This window comes from Polaribacter sp. KT 15 (genome assembly GCF_900143115.1).
Lineage (GTDB): Bacteria > Bacteroidota > Bacteroidia > Flavobacteriales > Flavobacteriaceae > Polaribacter > Polaribacter marinaquae.
Genome location: NZ_LT670850.1, coordinates 374,239 through 398,702 on the forward strand (window position 1 = coordinate 374,239; position 24,464 = coordinate 398,702).

A 24,464-nucleotide genomic window follows, 5' to 3' on the forward strand; every position below is an offset into this window, starting at 1 on the left:
CATGCTAATTACAAAAAGAGAGAATTATATACTTGTAACTTCCGAAGAAGAAAACTTTACAGAATTTTATAAAAAATTTAAAGATAACTACGGATACATTAAAGACGGACATTTAATTATTCATATTTCTAAAAAAATAAGCTTAGAAAATAAAGATTTTTTACTATTTTTGGATATAGCCGAAGAAAAACAACAAAATGGCACATCATTTGTGATAGTTAATTCGGTTATTGATATTGATAACTTTCCAGAAAACTTAAATATTGTACCTACTTTGCAAGAAGCAGAAGATATTTTAGAAATGGAAGCAATAGAAAGAGAATTAGGATTTTAAAAGATAATTTATGGTAAAAAAAATACTTTTCATTTTATTTTTATCGGTTTCATTTACAGCTTTTTCGCAAGAAAAAACTGTAGATAACTTATCTACTGCGCCTAATCCTTTTACAAGTGTTACAAATATAACTTTCAATTCTGTTTCGAATTCTTCGGTTATTTTAACTGTAAGAAATGTTTTGGGTAAAACTGTTTTTAAGAAAACGTACAATACTACATCGGGTAAAAATAAAATACCATTTTATAAAAACGATTTAGCTACAGGTATGTACATTTACAGTATACAGAACAATAAGAAAGTAATTTCTAAACGTTTTGTAATTAAATGATAAACCTTACTATTCTAGGTTGTCATTCTGCAACACCTCGTGCAAACGCATTTCCTACTGCACAATACTTAGAAATTAACAACAATCATTTTCTTATAGATTGTGGCGAAGGCACACAACGCCAAATGCGTAAATACAAAGTTGGCTTTTCTAAAATAAATCACATATTTATTTCTCATTTACACGGCGACCACTATTATGGTTTGGTTGGTTTACTATCTACATATGGTATGTTAAGCAGAGAAAAAGAAATGCATATTTACGGGCCAAAAGGTATTCAAAAAGCAACGATGCAGATGCTAAAAATATCTGAATCTCACGCCAAATTTAATATGGTGTTTCATGAACTAACTTCAAAAGAAAGTGAATTAATTTATGAAGATGATAAAGTTACCGTAAATACAATTCCTTTAAACCACAGAGTGTACACAAATGGTTATCTTTTTAAAGAGAAAGAAAAACCAAGAAAATTAAACATGCTAAATATTAGCGGTTATCCAGAAATTGACAAAGCAGATTATTTAAACATTAAAGCTGGTAGAGATATTACATTAACCTCTGGTGAAGTTGTACCAAATAAAAGTTTAACATTAGACCCACCAAAACCATTAAGCTATGCTTTTTGTAGCGATACTAGTTATAAACCAGATATTGTACCAATTATAAAAGATGTAGATTTATTGTATCATGAGTCTACCTTTTTAGCAGACAGACTAGATTTGGCTAAAAAAACAAAGCACTCTACTTCTATAGAAGCTGCTAAAATTGCCAAAGATGCAAACGCTAAAGAATTAATTCTAGGTCATTTTTCTGGTAGATATCCAGACACAACTGTCTTTCAAAAAGAAGCAAAAACTGTTTTTGATAATGTTTCTTTAGCAAAACCTGGTGCAAAATTTACTTTAAAATAATTAGTATTGGCTTGTTCCTAACAAAACTAAGGTACAGGCAATTTCACTTTCTATATTATTCTTCTTTAACATCTTAAGAAATTCAAAATTCTCTGTACCCGGATTAAAAATAACTCTATTGGGTTTTAAATCTATAATATAGTTGTAATACTCTTCTTGTCTTTTCGGATTTAAATATAAAGTAACCGTATCTATATTCTGATACTCTTTTTTCTCTACATCTATATTAACATCTGCAACTATACCTTTTCTTAAGCCTATAGCAACAGTATCAATTTGGTGAGCTCTTAATTTTTGTATTGCACGGTTAGAGTACCTTTCTTCTTTTAAAGAGGCTCCTATTACTAACGTTTTCTTACTCATATTTTTTAAATAAAAATTGAAACAAATAGATTTTACATTCGTCTATAAGATAATTACTTTGTCTTCACTAAAGTAATTTATTTGATTTAATAACAAAAATCCGAAGTATATAATACTACGGATTTTTTATTTGTTTTTTTCTGTGGCCTCTATAGAGCCTTTAACAGCTATTATAATATTTACAATACAAAAGATAAAAATAAGTATCGAATTGGTCTTTGTACCCTCGAAAATTATAAATTTAACAAATGCATTTAAAACAAAAATAAATAGAAAGATGTTTGATAATAATAAAAGTATTTTTAAATTTTTTCTCATAAATAATTTCTAAAAGTATAGATCAAAACTATAAAAAAAAATTAACCTCTTCTACCTCTACCCATTCTATTATTTCTCATTTCTAACATTTTAATTTTAACAGTTTCCGCATATTCCTTTTTAGTTATTTCTTTGCCTTTTTCTGGTGGAGAAACCTCTAAATTATTTTGCTTATCTATAACTATTTCTGTGCATAAAAGCGTTGTATTTTGGGCACTTACTTCTAATATTAATCCTGGTAAACCCCAATATTCTGCTGGTCCTTGGGCAATTGGTATTGTAGGTGTATACCACGCTTCTACTACAATCATTTTTTCTTCTTGCCCTTCTTTATTAGATGCGTTTAAATCACTCCAAGAAAATTCGAACCATTTTAACTCTTTATAAGGAACAAATGCTTTTGCTTTAAAGCAGGTATAGTTGCCTATTTGCTTTGTTTCCGAACCTAAAGTCCAATTAATTTTATATAAATCGTCTTTTACTAAAAACCTTTTACCATAAAACTCTTGAGACTGAATTAACTTGTTATCTGAAATACTTTTGTATTGATCTCCTCTAGAAAAATAAGCCCCCCAAGAATCTGTTGCACCAGATATAGCATCTATTTTTTCATCTTCTTTAAAAAAAGATTCTTGTTTGTTAAATTTTAAAACATATGTTTTTTCTAACCTGTTTTTAAGTCTGCTGGCAATTTGTTTTTTCTGAGCTTCACTCATTTTTGCTCCCCATTTTCCTAATTGCATTTTAGATTTTGAAACATAAGTTACTTTACCACTAAAACTTTGAGAAAAATAGGTCGAAGAAATTGAGAACAAAAAAACAAAAACAACATACTTAATATAACTGACTTTCATAATAACATCTATTTATTGTTTAACAAATATACTAAAATATTAAACAACAAGAGTTTTAAATGATATTTGCCTGTTTTAAAAAGATGTAAAACAAAAAAAAGACTTGTTACAACAAGTCTTTTTAAATTATAAGTAAAATATAATATTTACCAACGTATAATTACAGAACCCCATGTAAATCCACTACCAAAAGCAGCTAAAACCACAAGGTCATTATCTTTTATTTTTCCTTTTTCCCAAGCTTCTGTTAACGCAATAATTACAGATGCTGCAGTTGTATTACCATATTTCATGATATTGTTGTACACTTTATCATCAGAAAGTTGAAATTTCTTTTGAATGAATTGAGCAATACGCAGATTTGCTTGATGCGGAATAAGCATATCAATATCTTCTTTTTGCAATTTATTTGCTTCTAAACCTTCTACAATTGCTTCAGAAAAACGCCCTATTGCATGTTTAAAAACAAATTGTCCGTTCATGTAAGGATAATAAGAAACATCATCAGGATCATTAGCTTCGATAATTTCTGGAACCCATCTTTTAGTTGAAGGACCAATTAACGCCAATTCTTTCGCATGTTTTCCTTCTGAGTGTAAATGAGATGATAAGATACCTTTACCAGCTTCTTCGCTTCTAGAAAGTACAGCTGCTCCTGCCCCATCACCAAAAATTACAGATACATTTCTACCTCTTGTAGATTTTTCTAAACCACCAGAATGATTTTCTGCACCAATAACTAAAATGTTTTTGTACATACCAGTTTTAATAAACTGATCTGCTACAGACATTGCATAAATAAAACCAGAACATTGGTTACGTACATCTAAAGCACCAATAGTTGGCATCTCTAGTATTTCTTGAATTTGAACTCCGCCACCAGGAAAATACATATCTGGGCTTAAAGTTGCAAATACTATAAAATCAATATCATCTTTAGTTAAACCCGCTCTTTCAATGGCAATTCTAGAAGCTTTTGCTCCCATAACCGCTGTTGTATCTCCAGATTTTGGGTCTATCCATCTTCTTTCTTTTATGCCCGTTCTTTCCTGAATCCACTCATCAGAAGTTTCCATAAACTCCTTTAAATCATCATTTTTTACGACATTATCAGGAACATAATATCCAAGACCTGTTATTTTTGAATTATACATAATTTAATGGTCAATATTTTAATTATTCGTTTGTTTGTAATTAGCAAAAATAGTGATTTTTGTTTTTATATCAGAAATAGTTTTTATTGACATTAAAAAACTTCTTTCTGTCATCTTGTCAGAATCTTCTTTTTGGTATTTTTTTTGACTATTGATATATCAAAATAATAAAGTCAAATTTTAAACTATATACAAAATGGCAAAAGGAAATATTAATGTATCGGTAGAGAATATCTTTCCGTTAATTAAAAAGTTCTTATACTCAGATCACGAAATCTTTTTACGTGAATTAATTTCTAACGGAACAGATGCTACTTCTAAATTAAAGCATTTAATTGCTATTGGTGAAGCAGATACTGAATTAGGAGACGCAAAAATTGAGGTTAGCATTAACAAAGATGCCAAAACAATTACTATTAAAGATCAAGGTCTTGGTATGACTGCCGATGAGGTTGAGAAATACATTAACCAAATTGCTTTTTCTGGTGCAGAAGAGTTTTTAGACAAATACAAAGACAACGAAGCTGGTATTATTGGGCATTTTGGTTTAGGTTTTTACTCTGCTTTTATGGTTGCAGACAAAGTAGAAATTATTACAAAATCATTTAAAGATGCACCTGCAGCGCATTGGACTTGTGATGGATCGCCAGAGTATACCTTGGTAGAACATGATAAGTCTGACAGAGGAACAGAAATTGTTTTACATGTTGCAGATGATTCTTTAGAGTTTTTAGAAGAAAGTAAAATTGAAGGTTTATTAACGAAATACAATCGTTTTAATCAAGTGCCAATTAAATTTGGAACAAAAGAAATTAACGATCCAGAGTTTACACCTAAAACTACAAAAGATAAAGACGGTAAAGAAACTACAGAACCGCACAAACAAATAACTGTAGACAAAATTATTAATAATACAGAACCTGCTTGGACTAAGAAACCTGCAGATTTAGAGAAAGAAGATTATGATAATTTTTACAGAGAATTGTATCCAATGCAGTTCGAAGAGTCTTTATTTCACATTCACTTAAATGTAGATTATCCTTTTAATTTAACAGGTATTTTATTCTTTCCTAAGTTATCTCAAAACATGGATATGCAAAAGGATAAAATCCAATTGTATCAAAACCAAGTTTTTGTAACAGATAATGTAGAAGGAATTGTACCAGACTTTTTACAGATGTTAAAAGGTGTTATCGACTCACCAGATATTCCATTAAACGTTTCTCGTTCTTATTTACAAGCAGACGGTGCTGTTAAAAAAATCTCTGGTTACATTACTAAAAAAGTTGCTGATAAATTATCTTCTTTATTCAAAAAAGATAGAGCAGATTTTGAAACAAAATGGAACGATATTAAAGTAATTATCGAATACGGAATGTTGTCTGAAGATAAATTCTTTGACAAAGCTAAAAAGTTTGCTTTATACCCAACGGTTGCAGATACTTTTTTCACTTTTGATGAATTGATCGAAAAAACAAAAGATACTCAAACAGATAAAGATGGTAACCATGTAATTTTATATGCAGCTAACAAAGATGCACAACACAGTTACATACAAGAAGCTACAGCTAAAGGTTACGAAGTTTTAATCTTAGACTCGCCAATTATATCTCACTTAATGCAAAAATTAGAAGGTGGAGATGGTAAAATTAAATTTACAAGAGTCGATGCCGATCATGTAGATAATTTAATTAAGAAAGACGATAACGTTATTTCTAAATTAACAGAAGAAGAAAAAGAAAAATTAAAGCCAATTATAGAAAGTGCTGTAAACTCTAAATCTTATACTGTTCAATTAGAAGCAATGGATTCTAACTCTTCTCCGTTTATAATTACTGTTCCAGAATTTATGCGAAGAATGAAAGAAATGCAAGCAACTGGTGGTGGCGGAATGATGGGAATGGGTAATTTTCCAGACATGTACAATTTAGTAGTCAACACAAACAGCCCATTAGTTTCAGAGATTTTAAATAATAAAGATGAAGAAGCTCAAAAAGGATTGATTTCTCAGGCTTTTGATTTAGCAAAATTATCTCAAAACCTATTACATGGTGAAGAATTAACAAACTTTATCAAACGTTCTTACGAGTTAATCAAGTAAAACAATGATGTTTTTCGTATTAGCGAAAACCACAAATACAAACCTCTCTGTTTTTCAGAGAGGTTTTTTTATGCAAAAATTTTAAGTTTACTAACCCATAACTATACTTTACCTTTCAAACTAGCTATTTGCCTAAAACTGTATTTTCAAACCTAAAGTTAATAGGTAGTTTTGATACATAACTTTAAAATACATACCATGAAAACACAATTACAGTTAGAAATTAAAAGTCCTTGCAAAGAAAATTTTAATTTATTTAAAAAAACCGATAAAGGTGGGTTTTGTAATTCTTGCCAAAAAGAAGTTATTGATTTTTCTAAAATGACATCTGCACAAATAATAAACTATTTTAAAATGAAATCTACTAAAAATACTTGTGGAAAATTCACTCAAAAACAAATTCACCTTTTTAAACCTAGAAAAAGAATAAACATTTTAACAGGAATTGCGTTTTCAATGATTTCTTTTCTATCAGTAGGAAATATTCATGCCCAAAAGAATAATCAGCAGAAACAAATAAAAAAACTAAATAATATAATTTTAAAAGGTACAGTGTCTGATATTAACGATTTTTTACCTGGAGTTAGTGTTATGTTAGAAGGAAGTAACATTGGTACAGAAACTAATTTTGATGGAGAATTTACATTTCCGAAAAAATTACAAAAAGGAGATGTGATTGTATTTTCATATTTAGGGTATGTTACAAAAAAAGTAAAAGTAATCTCTAACAATAATAGTTCTAAAGTTTTTATGAATATTAAATTTGCAGAAGATAATTATGTATTAATGGGAGCTGTAGACGTGAGAAATGTTTACAAATCTCAAAAGAAATCTTAGTTTCTTATGAAGTATTTTATACTTTTTGTAATCTTTTTAATTTCTATCGAGATTCGTGCGCAGCTTAATGATTTTAAAAACATAAACTTTACAAAAGCAGATAGTATTGCTAAATTATACAATGGTGAAAACTTAAAGAACTTACCACTGTTAACCTATAATTTAACAATAAACTTAGAAACAGATGTAGAAAAATTTAGAGCTATATACTCATGGATTTGTATGAATATAAAAGCTGATTATTATATGTATAAGCGCATTAATAACGCTAGAAAAAGACATAAAAAAGATAGTATTGCCTATGCAATTTGGAACAAAAATTATTCTAAAAAAGTTTTTAAGAGGTTATTGAACAACAAAAAAACGATGTGTACAGGTTATGCGTACTTATTAAAAGTGATGACAAACTTAATAAATCTAAAGTGCGAGATCGTTAACGGTTATGTTAGAAACTCAAGTAACAACGTACTAACGTTAGAAAACCCAAACCATTCTTGGAATGCTGTAAAAATTAATAATAAATGGTATTTAGCAGATGCTACATTGTCAAGTGGATATTCAGATTTAAATAACAATGCATTTGTTTTCGATTATAATGATGGATACTTTTTACAAAATCCGTTAATATATTCTAAAACACATTATCCGTTTAAAAAGAAATGGTTTTTAATAGATAACAACAGTAAATCAAAAAATAATTTTACAGAAAATCCAATTGTTTATGGTGGCGCTTTTAAATACGGAATTTACCCAACCAAATCTTTAAAACTAAATAACGATGTATCTAAAAATGATTCTTGCTTTATAAACTTTCACACTTCGAAAACCATAAATCCAAAGAAATTAAAATTAAAAGTTAATGAAGGTAACGAGGTTCTCAACTTAAAGTTAGATTTACAAAACTCAAATCAAATTACAATTGAACATCAATTTAAAAAAACAGGCAAATTTGACATCCATCTATATTATAATAATGAAATAGTTACAAGTTCAACTTTTAACGTTTTAGAATAAATTTACATTTTGAACATCAATCTATTTTAACACTTTAAAAATAAACAGTAATTTTATATTTTTAAACATAATAGATATGAAGTGGAGAAGTAATAGAAGAAGTACAAATGTAGATGATAGAAGAGGTGCTTCTTCTGGTAGAAGTTCTGGTGGCGGATTAAACCCAATGCTAATAGGTTTGCTATTAAAATTAGTTACTTCTAAAAAAGGGTTAATTATTGTGGCAATAGTTGCAGGTGTAATGTATTTTACAGGCAATAATCCTCTAAACTTTTTAACCGGAAATACCAATAATCAAATACAAAATACTACTTATAAAGGTTCTGCTAAAGAAAATGAATTAGCTGCATTTAGTAATCGTGTTTTAAGAAGTACAGAAGACGTTTGGAATAAAATTATTCCGAATTACAAAGAGCCTACACTAGTGCTTTTTACAGGTTCGGTAACTTCTGCTTGTGGTGGTGCATCTAGTGCAACTGGTCCTTTTTATTGCCCTGGTGATGATAAATTATACATCGATTTAAGTTTTTTTGAAGAAATGGCAAGAAAACTAAATGCGCCCGGAGATTTTGCACAAGCTTATGTAATTGCGCATGAAGTTGGGCATCATATTCAGAACTTAACTGGTATGAATAGAAAAGTACAATCGATGCGAGGTAAAATTAGCCAAACAGAATACAATAAACTTTCTGTAATGTTAGAATTACAAGCAGACTTTTATGCTGGCGTTTGGGCACACCATGCTAAAAACATGGAATTGATTTTAGACGCCGGAGATTTAAAAGAAGCCTTAAACGCTGCACATGCAATTGGAGACGATCGTTTACAAAAACAATCTACAGGTAGAGTTGTACCAGATTCTTTTACACATGGTACTTCTGCACAAAGAATGCGTTGGTTTAAAAAAGGTTTTGAAACTGGCGATGTAAACCAAGGTGATACTTTTAACGCTCGTTCTTTATAATTACAATATGTTTACTATTAGAAAAGCGACCAGCAAAGACGTTAAAAAATTAACCGAAGTTGGTAAAAAAGCATTTTATTTACCACATAAAGATGCAATACCTAAGCATATAATGGATGTGTATCTTAAAGAGAATTTTAATGAAGAAAACATTCTTAAAGAAATAAACAATAAAAATTTCGAGTATCGTTTATTATATGTTGATGATACTTTAGCCGGATTTTCTAAAATTATTTTGAATCAGAAAAATGAAAATATCAATCTAGAAAACGTCACCAAAATGGAACGTTTGTATTTAGTAGAAGATTTTTTTGGCAAAGGTTTAGGAAAAGAACTCTTTAAATACAATCTAGATTTTATTCAAAAAGAAAATCAGAAAGGAATTTGGTTATACGTTTGGATTAAAAACTTTAGAGCCATCGATTTTTATAAAAAAGTAGGTTTCAAAAAAATTGCTTCGTATGATTTTCCGATATCAGCCACAGAAACTAGACCTAACTATTTATTATTTCTAGAATTTTAAAAACGTTAAACTTTCAGTTATTTGCGTTCAATTATACTTTTAATTTACAATATCTTTGATATATAAATCTAAACGTTATGAATAAAACAGCATTAATTACAGGAGCAAGTAGCGGAATCGGAAAAGAATTTGCAAAAATTCATGCAAAAACTGGTGGCAATTTAGTTATTGTTGCTAGAAGTAAAGACAAACTATTAGCTTTAAAAGAAGCGTTAGAAAAAGAATATAAAATACACGTATCTGTTATAGAGAAAGATTTAACAGAAAAAGATGCAGCAAAAGAGGTTTTCAATTTTGTAAAGTATAGCAAAATAGAAATCGATTATTTAATTAACAATGCGGGTTTTGGTGGAATTGGTAAATTTCATGAAAGAAAGTTAGAAGAAGACCTAAACATGATTCAATTAAACATTGTTGCGCTTACAGCATTAACAAGATTATTTTTACCAACTTTTGTAGAAAAAAATGACGGTAAAATATTAAATGTATCTTCTACTGCTAGTTTAATGGCAGGTCCTATGCAAGCTGTGTATTTTGCAACAAAGGCTTATGTAACTTCTTTTAGCAATGCTATTGCAGAAGAATTATCAGAAACAAACGTAACCGTTACCACATTAATGCCAGGTGCTACAGAAACCGATTTTGGTAAAACTTCTGGTATGGACAAAACTTCTCTATTTAAAAATACTGCAGACGCCAATTCTGTTGCTAAAGATGGTTATAATGCAATGCTTAATGGAGATTTAGATATAATATCTGGCGTTAGTTTACCGCAGAAATTAATGTTAAAAGCAATACCTATAACACCCAAAAAAGTGTTGTTAAAACAAGTGAAGAAAATGCAAGATCCTAATTCATAAAAAACAATTAGAGTCTAATATATCAAAAAGCAACTACACTATTTTTTGTAAAAAAATGAAGTAGTTGTTTTTTATTTAAAACATTAATCGTAATATTGCAATAAACAAATACGAATGGGATTAACGAAGTCAGAAATATTTACAGAACAACAAAATGAAATTGCTGCCATTGCCAAAGTATTAGGGCATCCGGCAAGAATTGCCATTCTAGAACATATTATAAAACTAAATACTTGTGTTTGCGGAGACTTAGTAAAAGAAATAGGACTCGCACAACCTACAATTTCACAACATTTAAAAGAATTGAAAAAAGTAGGTATTATAAAAGGTACTATAGAAGGTACAAGTGTTTGCTATTGCATAAATGAAGATAATTGGAATAGAATTACATCTATATTAAATCAATTTTTAAATAAAACGCCAACCAACAACTGTTGTTAATCTTAAGTCTAATGGAAAAAAAAGTGTACGATAAATTAGAAGATACTATTTTAAACTTAAATGTAGAAACCATTTCTACGGATAGAAAAAAAGTTTTACAACCGATTATAGATTTTGTACAAAGTAAAGTTACTGCGAATAAAGATGCGAATATTAACTTTATATGTACACACAATTCTAGAAGAAGCCATTTAACGCAAATATGGGCACAAACACTTGCCAACTATTTTAATTTTAAAAATGTTACCACTTATTCTGGTGGTACAGAGTCTACAGCAATGTTTCCTATGGTTGCAGAAACTTTAAAAAATACAGGTTTCGAAATTTTAGAATTGTCTGAAAGTAAAAACCCTGTTTATGCAATAAAGTTTAACGACAACACAAACCCTATAATTGGTTTTTCTAAAAAATACGATGCAAAATTTAATCCTGCTTCTGGTTTTGCAGCAATCATGACGTGTTCTCAAGCAGATGGTGGTTGTCCTTTTATTGCTGGGGCAGAAAAAAGAATACCAATTACTTACGATGACCCAAAAATGTTTGACAATACACCACAACAAGCAGAAAAATACCAAGAAAGAAGTTTACAAATAGCAACAGAAATGTTCTATATATTTTCTAACATAAAAAAGTAACCTTATGAAATTATCAGAAATTAAAAATCACTTAAAAGGTTTAGATACCATAGGTTTTATATTACCTAACGGAGAGTTGGTAGCAAGTCATTTTCACGTTACAGAAGTTGGTAAAATCACCAAAGATTTTATTGATTGTGGTGGCAGAGTTAGAAATGAAACAGTTATCAATTTTCAATTGTGGGAAGAGAATGATTACGACCATAGATTGCATCCAGAGAAATTGATAAATATTATTGAGTTGTCAGAAAAAAAGTTTCAGTTTGATGATTTAGAAATCGAAGTTGAATATCAAGGTAAAGAAACTATTGGTAAATACGGATTGGATTTTGACGGAACAAACTTTTTGTTAACATCTAAAGTTACCGCTTGTTTAGCCCCAGATGCTTGCGGGATAACACCTTCGAAACCAAAATTGCAATTTTCAGAATTAAATAGCGGTGCAACAAGTTGCAGTCCTAACTCTGGTTGCTGTTAATCAACACCTATAAAAAGCAAAAAACTGTTATCTAACATAGATAACAGTTTTTTTATTTCATAATATCGACTATAACAAATCGTCTGAATCTACGTCTTTCGAGTTTTCAGAATAAGTCCTCCATTTTTCTAAACACTCTGTGATATCCGAAGGTATTTCAGAATTAAACTGCATAAACTCGCCCGTAGTTGGGTGCGTAAAACCTAAGGTTTTTGCGTGCAATGCTTGTCTTGGTAATACTTGAAAACAGTTATTTACAAATTGTTTGTATTTTGTAAAAGTGGTTCCTTTTAAAATAGCATTACCACCGTAACGTTCGTCGTTAAAAAGTGTATGCCCAATATGCTTAAAATGTGCTCTAATTTGGTGCGTTCTACCTGTTTCTAATTTACATTGTACTAAGGTTACGTAGGTAAGTCTTTCTAAAACTTTAAAATGAGTAACAGCGTGTTTACCAAATTCCCCATCAGGAAAAACAGCCATTTGCAATCGGTTTTTTAAACTTCTACCAATATTGCCTTCAATTCTTCCTTCATCTTCATCTATATTACCCCAAACTAAAGCATAATATAAACGTTCTGTTGTTCTGTCATAAAATTGTTTAGACAAATGCGCCATTGCAAATTCTGTCTTTGCAACCACCAACAAACCACTAGTATCTTTATCTATTCGATGCACCAAACCTGGTCTTTCGTTAGAATTGGTTGGTAAATTTTCTATATGATGAATTAGACCGTTTACCAAAGTACCAGAATAATTACCATGCCCAGGATGCACAACCATACCTGCGGGTTTGTTTACCACAATAACAGCATCATCTTCATACACAATATCGATAGGAATATCTTCTGCTACCAAAAGATTTTCTGCTGGCGGATACGCTAACACAACACGAACTACATCGTGAGGTTTTACTTTATGATTCGATTTTACAGCAACATCATTTACCAAAACATTACCTGCTTTTGCCGCTTGTTGTACTTTGTTACGTGTAGCATTTTCAATAAAATTCATTAAAAACTTATCTACTCTTAAAGGTACTTGCCCTTCACTAGCAGTAAACCTATGGTGCTCGTACAACTCTTCCTTTTCTAAATCTTGATTTTGATTTTCTTGCAAACCGATTTTCTTTATTTCTAATTAATTACTTACTACTCGCAATACAACAATAAAAAGTAAATTAATTACCGTTACCATCTCCTAACACTAAATCTACAATAGAGTTTAAAGGCAGTTTATCGCCTTCATTTAAAACTTTTCCTTTGTAGCGCAAACCTCTAACAACATCTTTACCAATATCATTTACATACGTGTAGTTTGTACCAACAATTAAGCCCATTGCTCTTAATTGAGAAGATGCTTGTCTTTTGGTTCTTCCGTTTAAATTCTGAATAGTAACATCTCTGTATTTAGACGGATTTAACGTTAAATAGATTTTACGTTTTTCTTTTACAAAATCGCCTGCTAAAGGTGTTTGTTCGATTACAGATTTTTTTGGATAATCTGGATTAAAGCTAGCACTATCTATAATTTTATAAGTTAAATCTAATTCGGTTAACTTTCTTTCTACCTCTTCTAAAGAGAGTTTTTGCAAATCTGGAACCTGTATTTTTTGGTTATGATTGGTGGTAACACCTAACCAAAATTTTAGTGCAAAAACAAACACCAATAAACCGATAACTACAATAGCTATTTGTACAAAAAAAGTTTTACTTTTTAAAAACTGAATTAAACTCATAATCATTTTTTTAATCACGCAAAGATATAAAAACTAAACGTTGCTATTTCTATTTATATTTTGATAAATTTGTTTTATTATTTTTTATAAAATGAAGCAAAATATTGCCATAGTAATGGGTGGTTATTCATCTGAAGTTCACATTTCTTTAAAAAGCGGAAATGTAGTTTATAACCATCTAAATAAAGACAAGTACAATGTCTATAGAGTCCTTATTTTTAAAGAAAAATGGGTTGTATTAGATCATAATGAGAAAGAATACCCAATAGATAAAAACGATTTTTCTTTTATTTATAACAATGCTAAAGTTACTTTTGATTGTGTTTTTAATGCCATACATGGTGCTCCCGGAGAAAACGGACAGCTGTTAGCGTATTTTAACCTTATCAATATAAAACACACCTCTGCCCCATTTTATCAAATGGCTTTAACTTTTAATAAAAGAGACACGTTAAGTGCAGTAAAAGCTTATGGCATTCAAACAGCAACATCTATTTACATCAATAAAGGCGATTTTATAGATATCGATGCTATTGTAAAAAAAGTAGGTTTGCCTTGTTTTATCAAACCAAACAACGCAGGTTCTAGCTACGGTATTTCTAAAGCGCATACAAAAGAGGCAATTTTACCCGCTATAGAAACTGCTTTTAAAGAAGATTCAGAAATTTTAATCGAATCTTTTTTAGATGGTACAGAAGTTTCTGTTGGTGTTATTCAATACCAAGGTAAAGTTAAAGTGTTACCAATTACAGAGATTGTTTCTGAAAACGATTTTTTCGATTACGAAGCAAAGTACGAAGGCAAATCGCAAGAGATTACGCCGGCAAGAATTTCTTCTATACAAGAAGCAAAAGTAATAGCAGTTGCCAAAAAAGTATATACCATTTTAAACATGCGTGGTTTTTCTAGATCTGAATACATTTTTGTAAACGAAGAACCTTACTTTTTAGAAATGAATACTGTACCAGGATTAACAGAAGAAAGCATATTACCACAACAAGCACAAGCTGCAGGCATTACTTTAGCTGCATTATTTGACAATGCCATAACTACTGCTTTAAACAACTAAAAAATGCCACAGTTATACTGTAGCTAATTTAAAATATTAAACATGAAAAGAGCAATTTTTCCGGGATCTTTTGACCCAATTACACTAGGCCATTTCGATATTATCGAAAGAGGTGTTACCCTTTTTGATGAATTGATTATTGCCATTGGTGTAAATGCCGATAAAAAATATATGTTTTCGTTAGAAGAACGTAAAAACTTTATTGAAGAATGTTTTAAAGACAATCCAAAAATAAAAGTGGTTACCTATAAAGGTTTAACAGTAGATTTTTGCGAGCAAAATGATGTCGATTTTATATTAAGAGGTTTAAGAAATCCGGCAGATTTCGAATTCGAAAAAGCCATTGCACACACCAATAGAGATTTAGCAGCTATAGAAACAGTGTTTTTATTAACTGCGGCTAGCACTTCTTATATTTCTTCTTCTATTGTAAGAGATGTAATTAGAAATAATGGTGATTACACCAAATTAGTTCCGAAACCTGTTAGAGTAAAACAATAAATTACCATGAAAAAACTACTACTATTTGCCATAACTCTTTTTATAATTTCTTGTAATAAAGATGCAAAAGACACTATCGATTTTACAACACAATTCGAAAAATCAAAAGGAAAAGAAACACCAGAATACAAAGATATTATTACGTATTATGAAAATTTAGCAGAAGCTTATTCAGAAATCTCTGTATTTACCTTCGGACAAACGGATGCTGGCGAGCCTTTACATCTAATTACTTACAATAGAGAAGGTGTTTATAATATTGATGAAATTACCAATTCTTCTAAAAATAGAATTCTGATAAATAACGGAATTCATCCAGGAGAATCAGACGGAATTGATGCATCGATGATGCTTTTAAGAGACATCGTTCAAAATGATTCTTTACAAGAAAAATACAAAAACACTTTAATTGCAGTAATACCTGTGTATAATGTTGGGGGTTCTTTAAATAGAAATTCGCATACAAGAACCAATCAAAACGGTCCGTTAGAATATGGGTTTAGAGGCAATGCAAGAAACTTCGATTTAAATAGAGACTTTATAAAACAAGACACTAAAAATGCGGCAGCTTTTGCAGAAATTTTTCATGCGGTACAACCAGATGTTTTTGTAGACAACCATGTTAGCAACGGTGCAGACTATCAATATGCAATTACTCATTTATTTACACAGCACAATAAATTGGGCGGTAAATTAGGTAGTTTTTTAGAAACGACCATGAGGCCAGAAATAGAACAATCTTTAGAAGAAAAAAACATTATTATTACACCGTATGTAAATGTTTGGGGCAATACACCAGAGGCAGGTTTTTCGCAATTTTTCGATTCGCCAAGATATTCTACAGGGTACACTACTTTATTTAACACTCTGGGCTTAATGGTAGAAACACACATGTTAAAACCTTATAAAATTAGAGTAGAACAAACTTATGAACTAATGCTTTCTGCTTTTGATTTTACAGAAAAAAATTCAGAAAAAATTAAAGAATTAAGAGCAAAGGCACTCGAAGAAATTCTTGCTAAGAAAAAATACCCAATTGCATTTGCCGTTGATAATACCAAACCCACAACACTAAATTTTAAAGGATATGAAGCTAGTTATATAGACAGTAAAGTTACAACTGGCAAAAGGTTGTTTTACGATACTACAAAACCATTTGAAAAAGAAACCAACTACTACAACAATTTTAAAATTACAAAAGAAATAGAGATTCCGAATGCTTATATTTTAAAACAAGGTTGGCATAAAGTTGTAGATCGATTAGATAATAATGCCATTGCCTATACTCGTTTTAAAAACGACACTACAATTACTGTAGAGGTTTCTCATATTAAAGATTTTAAAACTAGAAGTGCTGCGTACGAAGGCCACTATTTACATTATGGTACAGAAACTGTAAAAACAACAAAAGAAGTTGCATTTAAGGCAGGCGATTTGTTGATTCCTACAAATCAAAACGGACTTAGATATCTTATAGAAACTTTAGAAGCAGAAGCTACAGATTCATTTTTTAATTGGAATTTCTTTGATACTATTTTACAGAAAAAAGAAGGCTATTCTGCTTATGTTTTTGAGGATATTGCCGAACAATACCTTTCAGAAAACCCTGAATTAAAAATCGCCTTGGCAGAAAAGATTAAAAATGATGCCAATTTTGCCAAAAACCCAAGAGCACAATTAGATTTTGTGTACAAACAAACGCCGCATTACGAGCCTGCACATTTATTACTGCCGGTTTATAAATTGTATTAAACTTTTTACAAAGCGATACTTATACGCTTTAAAAGATACTACCCTATTAAAATAGACAACATCAATAGATTTGTAAAAGCTTTAAACAGCGATTGCAAATCTATTTTTGTATTATACAAACAATGGTTTTGCTTTTAATTAGCCCATAAACTCTTGCTTTACATTACACAAAAACCCATCACTTAAAATAAGCAACAAACTCTTTTTTATTTGTAACTTGTAGACTTTAAAACGTCTATAAGTGAATACAAATTTATCTATCAACGGAAAAACATATACCATAAATGCACAAGAAGACATGCCACTTCTTTGGGCAATTCGAGACATTGTTGGCTTAACAGGTACTAAGTTTGGTTGCGGTGTTAGCCAATGCGGTGCTTGTTCTGTATTATTAGATGGTAAATTAACCAAATCTTGCAGTGTACCGGTTTCTTACGCTCTAGACAAGCAAGTGTTTACAATCGAAGGGAGTTCTAAAAATTTAGAAATCTTAAGACAAACTTGGTCAGAAATTAATGTACCACAATGTGGTTATTGTCAGTCTGGGCAATTAATTGCAGCCACTGCACTACTAGACAATGTGGCCAACCCAACAGACCAAGATATAGACAAAGCCATGAGTAATAATATTTGCAGGTGTGGTACTTATACTCGTATTAGAAAAGCAATTCATGAAGCAGTAGCTCTAAAAAACAAAACAGATGAGTAACATACAAAAAATAGACAGAAGAAATTTTGTGAAACTATTTGGTTTGGCTTCTGGTGGAATAATTTTAGGATGCACATCAACCACAATAGACAAGAAATTTAAACCCACAATAAATCCAGATTTTTTTGAACCTAATCTATTTGTACAGATAGATACCGCTGGTACAATTACTTTAATTGCTTCTAGATCTGAAATGGGACAAGGCATAAGAACCTCTTTAGCTTCTGCAATTGCAGATGAATTAGAAGCAGATTGGCAATACGTAAAAGTAAAACAAGCAACAGGGCATGAAAAATACGGAAACCAAAACACAGACGGTTCTAGAAGTGTAAGAACAAGATTAGAACTCATGCGTAAAATGGGTGCAGCAGCTAAAATGATGTTGATTTCTGCGGCAGCCACAAAATGGAACATTGCTGAAAAAGATTGCAAAGCAGAAAATCATTTTATTATAAACACCTTAACTAACGACAAGTTATTTTATGGTGATTTGGTGGCATTGGCGTCTCAATTAGAAGTCCCAAAAGAAGCAACAATTCAGTTAAAAAAAGTAGCCGATTTTAAATACATTGGTAAAACCTTAAAAAGTGTAGATTTAAAAGGTTTTACAACCGGAACCGCCACTTATGGTATCGATGTAAGAATACCAAACATGCAATTTGCAGCCGTTGCCAGATGTCCGGTAGCATTTGGCTCTGTAAAGAGTTTTAAAAAAAATAAGGCAGAAAAAGTTGCGGGTGTTTCACAAATTATAGCATTAGAAAGACGTACGCCACCTACCGGAAAATTCTTTGGTATGTTCGGTGGAGTTGCCGTAGTTGCCAACAATACTTGGGCAGCTTTTCAAGGTAAACTAGCTTTAGATATCGAATGGAATTATGGTGACAATGCTACTTATAATACAGAAGAATTTAAACAAACACTTACAGAACGTGTACACAAAAGAGGTAAATTAGTACCTGGTGGTAACGGAAACGTACATACCGCTTTTAAACATGCAGATCAAGTAGTAGAAGCTACCTACCATGTACCTTTTTTAGTACACGCGCCTATGGAGGTGCCCAATGCTACTGCTTGGTTTCAAAATGATAAAATAGAGGTTTGGGCACCTGTACAAGATCCACAAACCGCTAGAAGTGAATTAGCACACTTTTTTGAAATTCCGATTGAAAACATCACCATTAACGTTACATTTTTAGGTGGTGGTTTTGGTAGAAAATCAAAGTCAGATTTTGTAGTTGAAGCCGTAACTATTTCAAAAAAAATAAACGCGCCGGTACAAGTAGTTTGGACGCGAGAAGACGATATACAACATAGCTTTTACCATGCAACAAGTACACAATATTTAAAAGGAAGTTTGTTAAACGGTAAAGTAACCGGTTGGTTGCAAAGAGTTGGGTTTCCTTCTATTGTTTCTTCTTTCAAACCTTTGTCTGATTATGCCTCTGGTTTTGAACTTGGCCAAGGTTTTACCAAAAACCCATATCAAATTCCAAATTTTAGATTAGAAAACGTAAAGGCAGAAGCCAACCTTAGAATTGGCTGGCTGCGTTCTGTAGTGCATATTCACAGTGGTTTTGGTAACAACTCTTTTGTAGACGAATTGGCCTTTGCAGGGAATATAGATCCTGTACAAATACATTTAGATTTACTAAGCAAAGAAACCCCAAGTTTAGAAAAAACAGCATTGCAATATCGCACTAACAGAATGATTGCAGTGTTAAAACAAACCGCTAAAATGGCCAATTGGGGTAAAAAGCTTCCTAAAAACCACGGTATGGGTGTTGCCATACATTATAGTTTTTATAGCTATGTAGCCACTATTGTAGAAGTTTCTGTTATTGATAAAAAAGTAAAAATAGAAAATGTATTTACTACGATAGATTGTGGTTTGGCTTTGAATAAAGATAATATTAAAAACCAATTAGAAGGTGCAGCCATTTTTGGAATGTCTTTAGCTATGTACGGCAAAATCTCTACAGAAAATGGTGCTGTTAAGCAACATAATTTTTTCGATTACCAAATGGCACGCATGCAAGACGCCCCAAATATACACATACACATAATGGATAAAATGCACGAACCACCAACAGGCGTAGGAGAACCTGGTGTACCTGTAATGGCACCTGCTATTTGCAATGCCATTTTTAAAGCTACAGGGCAACGTGTAAGAAGTTTGCCATTAACAAATGCTGGGTTTGTGTAATTGTTAAAAACCCTTGGTATCTCTTTGAATAAATATGCAACATAAAACCTTTTTTTAAGTTTAAATATTGTATATTGTACAAGGCGCATACTTGCCTACAAAACAAGCGCTTACAACCAATACTAATAAAAACACTACAACTTCTTAAAATTTATACTAGTATAAATTCAAAAATATACTAGTATATTTTAAAATATATTCTACAACTTTTACAAACTTGCTCCTGTGCAATGTTGCAATAGCTCAGCAGCTTTGCAGTATTTGCTACTGTGTTGTGTTGTGATTACTACTTGATGCTATAGATTACTCCTTTATTTTTTTTATAAATTAGACCTTATAATTTTTTATGTGGTTCAATAATTAATAAAACTATCAAAGTTACTAGTGCTATCAATTTATTTGACAATGACGTTTTAGTAGTTCAAAGAAGTGAAAAAAGGAAACTTCCACTAAAGTGGGAATTTCCAGGAAGAAAAATTGAAGAAGGAGAAACAGAAGTTGAATGTATAAAAAGAGAAAAAATTAAGGAATTAAATATAAGTAAAATGATTATAACGTTTATTTTTTCTTAAATCACAGAATAATTGAAGATATCTTTTTTGACATTTTCTAATTAATGTATATTTGAAATTAAAATTTTAAATTTCTGATCTTATTTAAACAATTAAGATATCAAACAGTTTTTAAAAAATAATTGCTACAAAATAAGAAATGAGTAGATTTCACTTCAATAGAATTAAACAAGATCCTAACGCAAATAAAATTGGCCCTAAAAATGCCAATATGCAATATTTTTCTGGAGATATTCATACCAGAATAGATACACTTGTTAGAGAAACAATTCAAAACCCTCTAGATAATCCTTTATATAAAAACAAACCAGTTAAAATTGTCTTTAAAAAAAGAATGATGAAGGTTTCTGAAATCCCAAAACATGAGGAGATTTTAGAAACTATTAATGCCCTCTTGAAAACTTTATATAGTCAAAAGAAAAGTGAAACGGGTTTAATTCAAAACCACATAAATCATTTTTCCAAAGCAAAAGCATCAATTGAAGAAGGAGAAATTAGTGTTTTACAAATTTCTGATTATAACACAATTGGTTTAGTTGGAAGCAGAAACGATATGAATTCTAACTTGGGGAGATTTCTAGGAGGTGATGGTGTTTTTGACGATGAAAGTTCTGGTGGAGGTTCTGGTGGACTTGGTAAATATGCACCTTTTACAGTTTCTAATATTGGGTTTTGTTTTTACTCTTCAAGAAATAAAATCAATGAATATATTTATTATGGTTGGGGTAAATATTTCACCCATAATATAAAAAAAACAGAATATACAGGAGAAATTAATCTTGGTGGAAACAACAACGATGTCTTAAAAAGAAAATCTTCATTACATGAAGGCTTTTTATCAGAAAGAAAAGAACGAGGAACAGATGTTTTTTCTTTAGGGTTTTCTATACCGGATGAAGAAAAATTTAATTGGGAAATAGAGGTATTAAAGGCAGTAATTAGAAACTTTTATGGTGCAATACTTGATAAAAAATTAATTGTTTCTGTAGTAAATCAAGACCAAGACCCCATAATGATTAATATAGACACGATAATTAATCATTTAGATTATTTCGACGAAACTAATTTAAAAAATAAATCAAAATTATTACCAGAGGGTCTCACTGTAGAAGCTGTAAATGTGTATGCAAATGGTAAAAAATTTAAATCAAAACAATTAGAAACACCAATATTAGGTGAATGTTTCATCCAGATTCAACAAGATGATGAATTTACTAGAAACTTTAATTTTATGAGAGGTCCAAGGATGCAAATTTATAATGAAAAAATCTCTGCAGGAGACATAAATTTTGCTGGTATTTTTATTTGTAATTCTGAACAAGGAAATAAAGAATTAAGGTTACTAGAAGATTCCCACCATAAAGAATGGAAGTTTAATATAAATGCCAAGGGAAGAAGAATCAAAAAAGAGATTTATCAATTCATCGAGAGGTGTGTAAAAGAAGTAGCCACTTTTGATAATTCTGATGAGTTTTCAATTTCGGGCACCAATTTACTTTCGTTCGGAAATTCTGGTAAAGCAAAGAACAATCAACCGACAAAACAACTCTCTAAAAATTCAACTGCCATCATTTTTCCAAAAAATGTAACAGTTAATAGTATAAAAAAAAGTTTTTTTAACGGAGAGGTAAAAGTTGATAGAAAAGGAAAAAAGAAAAAAACGAAACCTAAAAAACCAGCATATTTAAAACCAAATAAACCATCAGATAAAACACCTTTGAAAAAGAATTCAAAAGAACGAAGTTATAAAGTAGATGATTTTAAAGCAATGATTTTTAAAAATGATGCTCAAACAAATGAATATCATCTCTATATTGAGTCAAAAACAAAAGCTAATATTAAAACAATAAGCTTTGACATCCCAATGGAAAATGGAAAATTGGCTGAGTTGGATTTTATTGATAACATTGTTGATAAGAACAATATTATGCTAGAACGAAATATCCAAAAAGGATCTTTAGCCAATGAATTTGAAAACTTTCAATTAGACCAAGGCTTAAATAAGTTTATAGTAAAAACTCGATTTAATAAAAAAGTTCAAATAATTATCAAATAAAAATTTATGGCCATATTTAACAACCCACATCCTTTATTAGATAATGAAAAAGGTAACTTTTTAGATCAAGAATTTAATTGTGAATTATTAGAAAGCAAGATTCAAGGTGGTTTGTATTCTTTTCACTTTGAAGCAGAAATAACAGAACCAAATATACTCAATCTAATAGAAAAACAGACAGTGCTATTTGTAATTAAAGTTGATTGCAAACCTTACTATTCTAAAGTTTTTAACGCTACTACAGCAAACCCTTTCGAAGTTAATTTTAATATTGAATATGAAGAAATTCCTGCAGACTTCTCTTTTGAATTTACACCTTTATTAATTGCAAAAAAGACCTTTAGTTATCAAAATTCAAATGCAGAATTTCCAATGGACTCTTATAGTTTTAATATTAAAAAAAACCAAATATTAGGTAGTCATAACTCTTTAAAACTAAAATTTCAAAGAGGCTATAAGTTATTTGATTCTGGACCTTTAATTAGAATTTCTAAGTTACCTAAAAATCAAAACCCTAGGTGTGGAACTATGGATATTAAACTTTCAGAACAGTTTAATATAATTGTAAAACTAAATGAAAATACTTTTCAAAAATTTAAAGAATTAAATAGTTTAGATTCTAGACTTCTAGACAATATCCTAGCATTACCTATACTTCAATTTGCCCTATCAGACCTTAATAATAATGAGCAAAATAAAGAAAAGCCATGGGCTCAGATGCTAGATCAAGAATTTGATATTTTAAATTTAGAATCTCAAGAAGATATTTTAAAAAAATGTGATGAAATACTAAAAGCACCTATTCCTAAATTCATTGATTACTTTACAAGTAAATACGAAAACTAATTAAAATCTGACATGGAAGAAAAGTTATATGCCTTAAAACCTGAATTTGTTTCTGAACTATATGATAATTGGACTTCTGATTATCAAGACAAAACTATTAAAGAATTTTTAAGTGATATTCACAGAACATATTCAAACGATTTAAAAAAATATTGTGAACCTGGAGATACAGGAATCTATATTGATGATGAGGTTTTATTTCACTTAAATAACCCAAGCTCTTATTTTCCTTCTAAAAGTAAATGGGATTTATATAGTTCTAAATTGTTATTTGATGGAAACCAAAATAAGTTTGGAATTTATAGAAAAGATAAAAATGAAAATAGAATACCCATTAGTATTGTGCAAGCTACAGATTCTAGAATTTGGAATTATTTATCTTTATTTAAATTGAATAATTATGTTACAGAAAGATGGGGAAATAGCAGCGACTCTATTAGAATGATAATTAAAAACTTATCAAATGTAAACATTTCTAGACATGCAATTTTAAGAATTTATTGGACGGCTTTCTTATGCTATGATAAAAACAGAAATGATAGTTTAGAATTATTAGAAACAATGTGGTATTCAGAAGATTTTATGACACAAGTTACAGAAAGATCTACAGCAAATATGAGAACTCAAATACAATGGTTTCTAGAATTTTGTAGCGAACCTGAAAGAGAGAATCAAATTTTTAAAACAAAATCAATTGAAGGCTATTCAAATTACAGAAAACTAATTAAATTATTTTTAGCAGATAGTCAAATTTTTACACTATCTCAAAGTACTAAAGAAGACGTATATAATTTATTAGAAGATAGCTTAGAGGCTTGTTATACTCATGATTTAATCTAGTTTATTTCTCAACTTATTTTTTAGTCCTAAAAATAAGTTTATTAAGGCTTAAATATT

General features: G+C 30.2%; 26 protein-coding genes. 21 read left to right on the forward strand and 5 right to left on the reverse strand.

Annotated features, from left to right (window positions below; translation table 11 throughout):
• Position 1: 1 nt before the first annotated feature.
• From B5464_RS01810 to B5464_RS01820, 3 genes are read left to right on the forward strand one after another with little or no spacing between them, the layout of a single operon-like run.
• Entirely contained in the window at positions 2-334 is a 333-nt protein-coding gene (locus B5464_RS01810; RefSeq protein WP_077809726.1) for a hypothetical protein, read from the forward strand.
• Between the two features lie 10 nt (positions 335-344).
• A complete protein-coding gene (locus tag B5464_RS01815) occupies positions 345-665 on the forward strand; it encodes a T9SS type A sorting domain-containing protein (protein WP_079736951.1) in 321 nt (106 codons plus the stop codon).
• The gene (locus B5464_RS01820; protein ID WP_079736952.1) at positions 662-1,576 is read left to right on the forward strand and encodes a ribonuclease Z; all 915 of its coding nucleotides are present in this window, start codon (positions 662-664) and stop codon (positions 1,574-1,576) included. Before B5464_RS01815 ends, B5464_RS01820 begins: the two co-directional genes overlap by 4 nt.
• On the opposite strand, the gene B5464_RS01825 is transcribed toward B5464_RS01820, so the two are convergent.
• The 3 genes from B5464_RS01825 to B5464_RS01840 form a co-directional block, all read right to left on the reverse strand.
• Positions 1,577-1,939 carry a CoA-binding protein gene (locus B5464_RS01825; RefSeq protein WP_079736953.1) on the reverse strand — a complete coding sequence of 121 codons (363 nt, stop codon included), beginning with the start codon at positions 1,937-1,939 and terminating at the stop codon, positions 1,577-1,579.
• A gap of 359 nt (positions 1,940-2,298) precedes the next feature.
• Positions 2,299-3,111, reverse strand: coding sequence for a GLPGLI family protein (locus B5464_RS01835; protein ID WP_079736955.1), 813 nt, complete (start codon positions 3,109-3,111; stop codon positions 2,299-2,301).
• A 146-nt stretch (positions 3,112-3,257) separates the two neighbouring features.
• Positions 3,258-4,265 carry a 3-oxoacyl-ACP synthase III family protein gene (locus B5464_RS01840; RefSeq protein WP_079736956.1) on the reverse strand — a complete coding sequence of 336 codons (1,008 nt, stop codon included), beginning with the start codon at positions 4,263-4,265 and terminating at the stop codon, positions 3,258-3,260.
• Positions 4,266-4,461: 196 nt separating this feature from the next.
• On the opposite strand from B5464_RS01840, the gene htpG reads away from it, so the two are divergent.
• The 9 genes from htpG to B5464_RS01885 all read left to right on the forward strand — a co-directional run bounded on the left by htpG (position 4,462) and on the right by B5464_RS01885 (position 12,118).
• Positions 4,462-6,366 (forward strand): molecular chaperone HtpG, encoded by a 1,905-nt coding sequence (htpG, locus tag B5464_RS01845; protein WP_079736957.1) that lies wholly within the window; start codon positions 4,462-4,464, stop codon positions 6,364-6,366.
• 198 nt (positions 6,367-6,564) lie between these two features.
• Positions 6,565-7,203: a carboxypeptidase-like regulatory domain-containing protein gene (locus B5464_RS01850; RefSeq protein WP_079736958.1), complete on the forward strand. Its 639-nt coding sequence runs from the start codon at positions 6,565-6,567 to the stop codon at positions 7,201-7,203.
• Between the two features lie 6 nt (positions 7,204-7,209).
• A complete protein-coding gene (locus tag B5464_RS01855) occupies positions 7,210-8,217 on the forward strand; it encodes a transglutaminase domain-containing protein (protein ID WP_079736959.1) in 1,008 nt (335 codons plus the stop codon).
• 76 nt (positions 8,218-8,293) lie between these two features.
• Positions 8,294-9,181, forward strand: a complete 888-nt coding sequence (locus B5464_RS01860; RefSeq protein WP_079736960.1) for a neutral zinc metallopeptidase — start codon at positions 8,294-8,296, stop codon at positions 9,179-9,181.
• Positions 9,182-9,188: 7 nt separating this feature from the next.
• Complete coding sequence (locus B5464_RS01865) at positions 9,189-9,704, forward strand: GNAT family N-acetyltransferase (RefSeq protein ID WP_079736961.1); 516 nt, start codon at positions 9,189-9,191, stop codon at positions 9,702-9,704.
• Between the two features lie 77 nt (positions 9,705-9,781).
• A complete protein-coding gene (locus B5464_RS01870; protein WP_079736962.1) occupies positions 9,782-10,564 on the forward strand; it encodes an SDR family oxidoreductase in 783 nt (260 codons plus the stop codon).
• A gap of 114 nt (positions 10,565-10,678) precedes the next feature.
• Positions 10,679-11,005, forward strand: a complete 327-nt coding sequence (locus B5464_RS01875) for a helix-turn-helix transcriptional regulator (RefSeq protein ID WP_079736963.1) — start codon at positions 10,679-10,681, stop codon at positions 11,003-11,005.
• 11 nt (positions 11,006-11,016) lie between these two features.
• Complete coding sequence (locus B5464_RS01880) at positions 11,017-11,640, forward strand: low molecular weight phosphatase family protein (RefSeq protein WP_079738955.1); 624 nt, start codon at positions 11,017-11,019, stop codon at positions 11,638-11,640.
• Positions 11,641-11,644: 4 nt separating this feature from the next.
• A complete protein-coding gene (locus B5464_RS01885; RefSeq protein ID WP_079736964.1) occupies positions 11,645-12,118 on the forward strand; it encodes a DUF6428 family protein in 474 nt (157 codons plus the stop codon).
• A gap of 69 nt (positions 12,119-12,187) precedes the next feature.
• Here B5464_RS01885 and B5464_RS01890 read toward each other — a convergent pair whose 3' ends face one another.
• Positions 12,188-13,237, reverse strand: a complete 1,050-nt coding sequence (locus B5464_RS01890) for an RluA family pseudouridine synthase (RefSeq protein ID WP_079736965.1) — start codon at positions 13,235-13,237, stop codon at positions 12,188-12,190.
• Positions 13,238-13,298: 61 nt separating this feature from the next.
• Positions 13,299-13,856 (reverse strand): PASTA domain-containing protein, encoded by a 558-nt coding sequence (locus tag B5464_RS01895; RefSeq protein WP_079736966.1) that lies wholly within the window; start codon positions 13,854-13,856, stop codon positions 13,299-13,301.
• A gap of 91 nt (positions 13,857-13,947) precedes the next feature.
• On the opposite strand from B5464_RS01895, the gene B5464_RS01900 reads away from it, so the two are divergent.
• The 9 genes from B5464_RS01900 (at position 13,948) to B5464_RS01940 (ending at position 24,407) form a co-directional block, all read left to right on the forward strand.
• Positions 13,948-14,925: a D-alanine--D-alanine ligase gene (locus tag B5464_RS01900; RefSeq protein ID WP_079736967.1), complete on the forward strand. Its 978-nt coding sequence runs from the start codon at positions 13,948-13,950 to the stop codon at positions 14,923-14,925.
• A 42-nt stretch (positions 14,926-14,967) separates the two neighbouring features.
• A complete protein-coding gene (gene coaD / locus B5464_RS01905) occupies positions 14,968-15,426 on the forward strand; it encodes a pantetheine-phosphate adenylyltransferase (protein ID WP_079736968.1) in 459 nt (152 codons plus the stop codon).
• A 6-nt stretch (positions 15,427-15,432) separates the two neighbouring features.
• A complete protein-coding gene (locus tag B5464_RS01910; protein ID WP_079736969.1) occupies positions 15,433-17,178 on the forward strand; it encodes a M14 family metallopeptidase in 1,746 nt (581 codons plus the stop codon).
• Positions 17,179-17,419: 241 nt separating this feature from the next.
• Positions 17,420-17,887, forward strand: coding sequence for a (2Fe-2S)-binding protein (locus B5464_RS01915; protein WP_154066916.1), 468 nt, complete (start codon positions 17,420-17,422; stop codon positions 17,885-17,887).
• Complete coding sequence (locus B5464_RS01920) at positions 17,880-20,093, forward strand: xanthine dehydrogenase family protein molybdopterin-binding subunit (protein WP_079736970.1); 2,214 nt, start codon at positions 17,880-17,882, stop codon at positions 20,091-20,093. Before B5464_RS01915 ends, B5464_RS01920 begins: the two co-directional genes overlap by 8 nt.
• A gap of 389 nt (positions 20,094-20,482) precedes the next feature.
• The gene (locus B5464_RS01925; protein ID WP_231963669.1) at positions 20,483-20,665 is read left to right on the forward strand and encodes an NUDIX domain-containing protein; all 183 of its coding nucleotides are present in this window, start codon (positions 20,483-20,485) and stop codon (positions 20,663-20,665) included.
• Positions 20,666-20,804: 139 nt separating this feature from the next.
• Positions 20,805-22,721: a hypothetical protein gene (locus B5464_RS01930; RefSeq protein ID WP_079736971.1), complete on the forward strand. Its 1,917-nt coding sequence runs from the start codon at positions 20,805-20,807 to the stop codon at positions 22,719-22,721.
• A 6-nt stretch (positions 22,722-22,727) separates the two neighbouring features.
• Entirely contained in the window at positions 22,728-23,567 is an 840-nt protein-coding gene (locus tag B5464_RS01935; RefSeq protein WP_079736972.1) for a hypothetical protein, read from the forward strand.
• A gap of 12 nt (positions 23,568-23,579) precedes the next feature.
• On the forward strand, positions 23,580-24,407 hold the full coding sequence (locus B5464_RS01940; RefSeq protein WP_079736973.1) for a DUF6339 family protein: 828 nt from the start codon (positions 23,580-23,582) through the stop codon (positions 24,405-24,407).
• Positions 24,408-24,464 lie beyond the last annotated feature (57 nt).

Bases quoted from the DNA above. Each gene is read 5' to 3' on its own strand.
- B5464_RS01810 (WP_077809726.1), top strand. From the start codon at position 2: ATGCTAATTACAAAAAGAGAGAATTATATACTTGTAACTTCCGAAGAA.
- B5464_RS01815 (WP_079736951.1), top strand. From the start codon at position 345: ATGGTAAAAAAAATACTTTTCATTTTATTTTTATCGGTTTCATTTACA.
- B5464_RS01820 (WP_079736952.1), top strand. From the start codon at position 662: ATGATAAACCTTACTATTCTAGGTTGTCATTCTGCAACACCTCGTGCA.
- B5464_RS01825 (WP_079736953.1), bottom strand. From the start codon at position 1,939: ATGAGTAAGAAAACGTTAGTAATAGGAGCCTCTTTAAAAGAAGAAAGG.
- B5464_RS01835 (WP_079736955.1), bottom strand. From the start codon at position 3,111: ATGAAAGTCAGTTATATTAAGTATGTTGTTTTTGTTTTTTTGTTCTCA.
- B5464_RS01840 (WP_079736956.1), bottom strand. From the start codon at position 4,265: ATGTATAATTCAAAAATAACAGGTCTTGGATATTATGTTCCTGATAAT.
- htpG (WP_079736957.1), top strand. From the start codon at position 4,462: ATGGCAAAAGGAAATATTAATGTATCGGTAGAGAATATCTTTCCGTTA.
- B5464_RS01850 (WP_079736958.1), top strand. From the start codon at position 6,565: ATGAAAACACAATTACAGTTAGAAATTAAAAGTCCTTGCAAAGAAAAT.
- B5464_RS01855 (WP_079736959.1), top strand. From the start codon at position 7,210: ATGAAGTATTTTATACTTTTTGTAATCTTTTTAATTTCTATCGAGATT.
- B5464_RS01860 (WP_079736960.1), top strand. From the start codon at position 8,294: ATGAAGTGGAGAAGTAATAGAAGAAGTACAAATGTAGATGATAGAAGA.
- B5464_RS01865 (WP_079736961.1), top strand. From the start codon at position 9,189: ATGTTTACTATTAGAAAAGCGACCAGCAAAGACGTTAAAAAATTAACC.
- B5464_RS01870 (WP_079736962.1), top strand. From the start codon at position 9,782: ATGAATAAAACAGCATTAATTACAGGAGCAAGTAGCGGAATCGGAAAA.
- B5464_RS01875 (WP_079736963.1), top strand. From the start codon at position 10,679: ATGGGATTAACGAAGTCAGAAATATTTACAGAACAACAAAATGAAATT.
- B5464_RS01880 (WP_079738955.1), top strand. From the start codon at position 11,017: ATGGAAAAAAAAGTGTACGATAAATTAGAAGATACTATTTTAAACTTA.
- B5464_RS01885 (WP_079736964.1), top strand. From the start codon at position 11,645: ATGAAATTATCAGAAATTAAAAATCACTTAAAAGGTTTAGATACCATA.
- B5464_RS01895 (WP_079736966.1), bottom strand. From the start codon at position 13,856: ATGAGTTTAATTCAGTTTTTAAAAAGTAAAACTTTTTTTGTACAAATA.
- B5464_RS01900 (WP_079736967.1), top strand. From the start codon at position 13,948: ATGAAGCAAAATATTGCCATAGTAATGGGTGGTTATTCATCTGAAGTT.
- coaD (WP_079736968.1), top strand. From the start codon at position 14,968: ATGAAAAGAGCAATTTTTCCGGGATCTTTTGACCCAATTACACTAGGC.
- B5464_RS01910 (WP_079736969.1), top strand. From the start codon at position 15,433: ATGAAAAAACTACTACTATTTGCCATAACTCTTTTTATAATTTCTTGT.
- B5464_RS01920 (WP_079736970.1), top strand. From the start codon at position 17,880: ATGAGTAACATACAAAAAATAGACAGAAGAAATTTTGTGAAACTATTT.
- B5464_RS01930 (WP_079736971.1), top strand. From the start codon at position 20,805: ATGAGTAGATTTCACTTCAATAGAATTAAACAAGATCCTAACGCAAAT.
- B5464_RS01935 (WP_079736972.1), top strand. From the start codon at position 22,728: ATGGCCATATTTAACAACCCACATCCTTTATTAGATAATGAAAAAGGT.
- B5464_RS01940 (WP_079736973.1), top strand. From the start codon at position 23,580: ATGGAAGAAAAGTTATATGCCTTAAAACCTGAATTTGTTTCTGAACTA.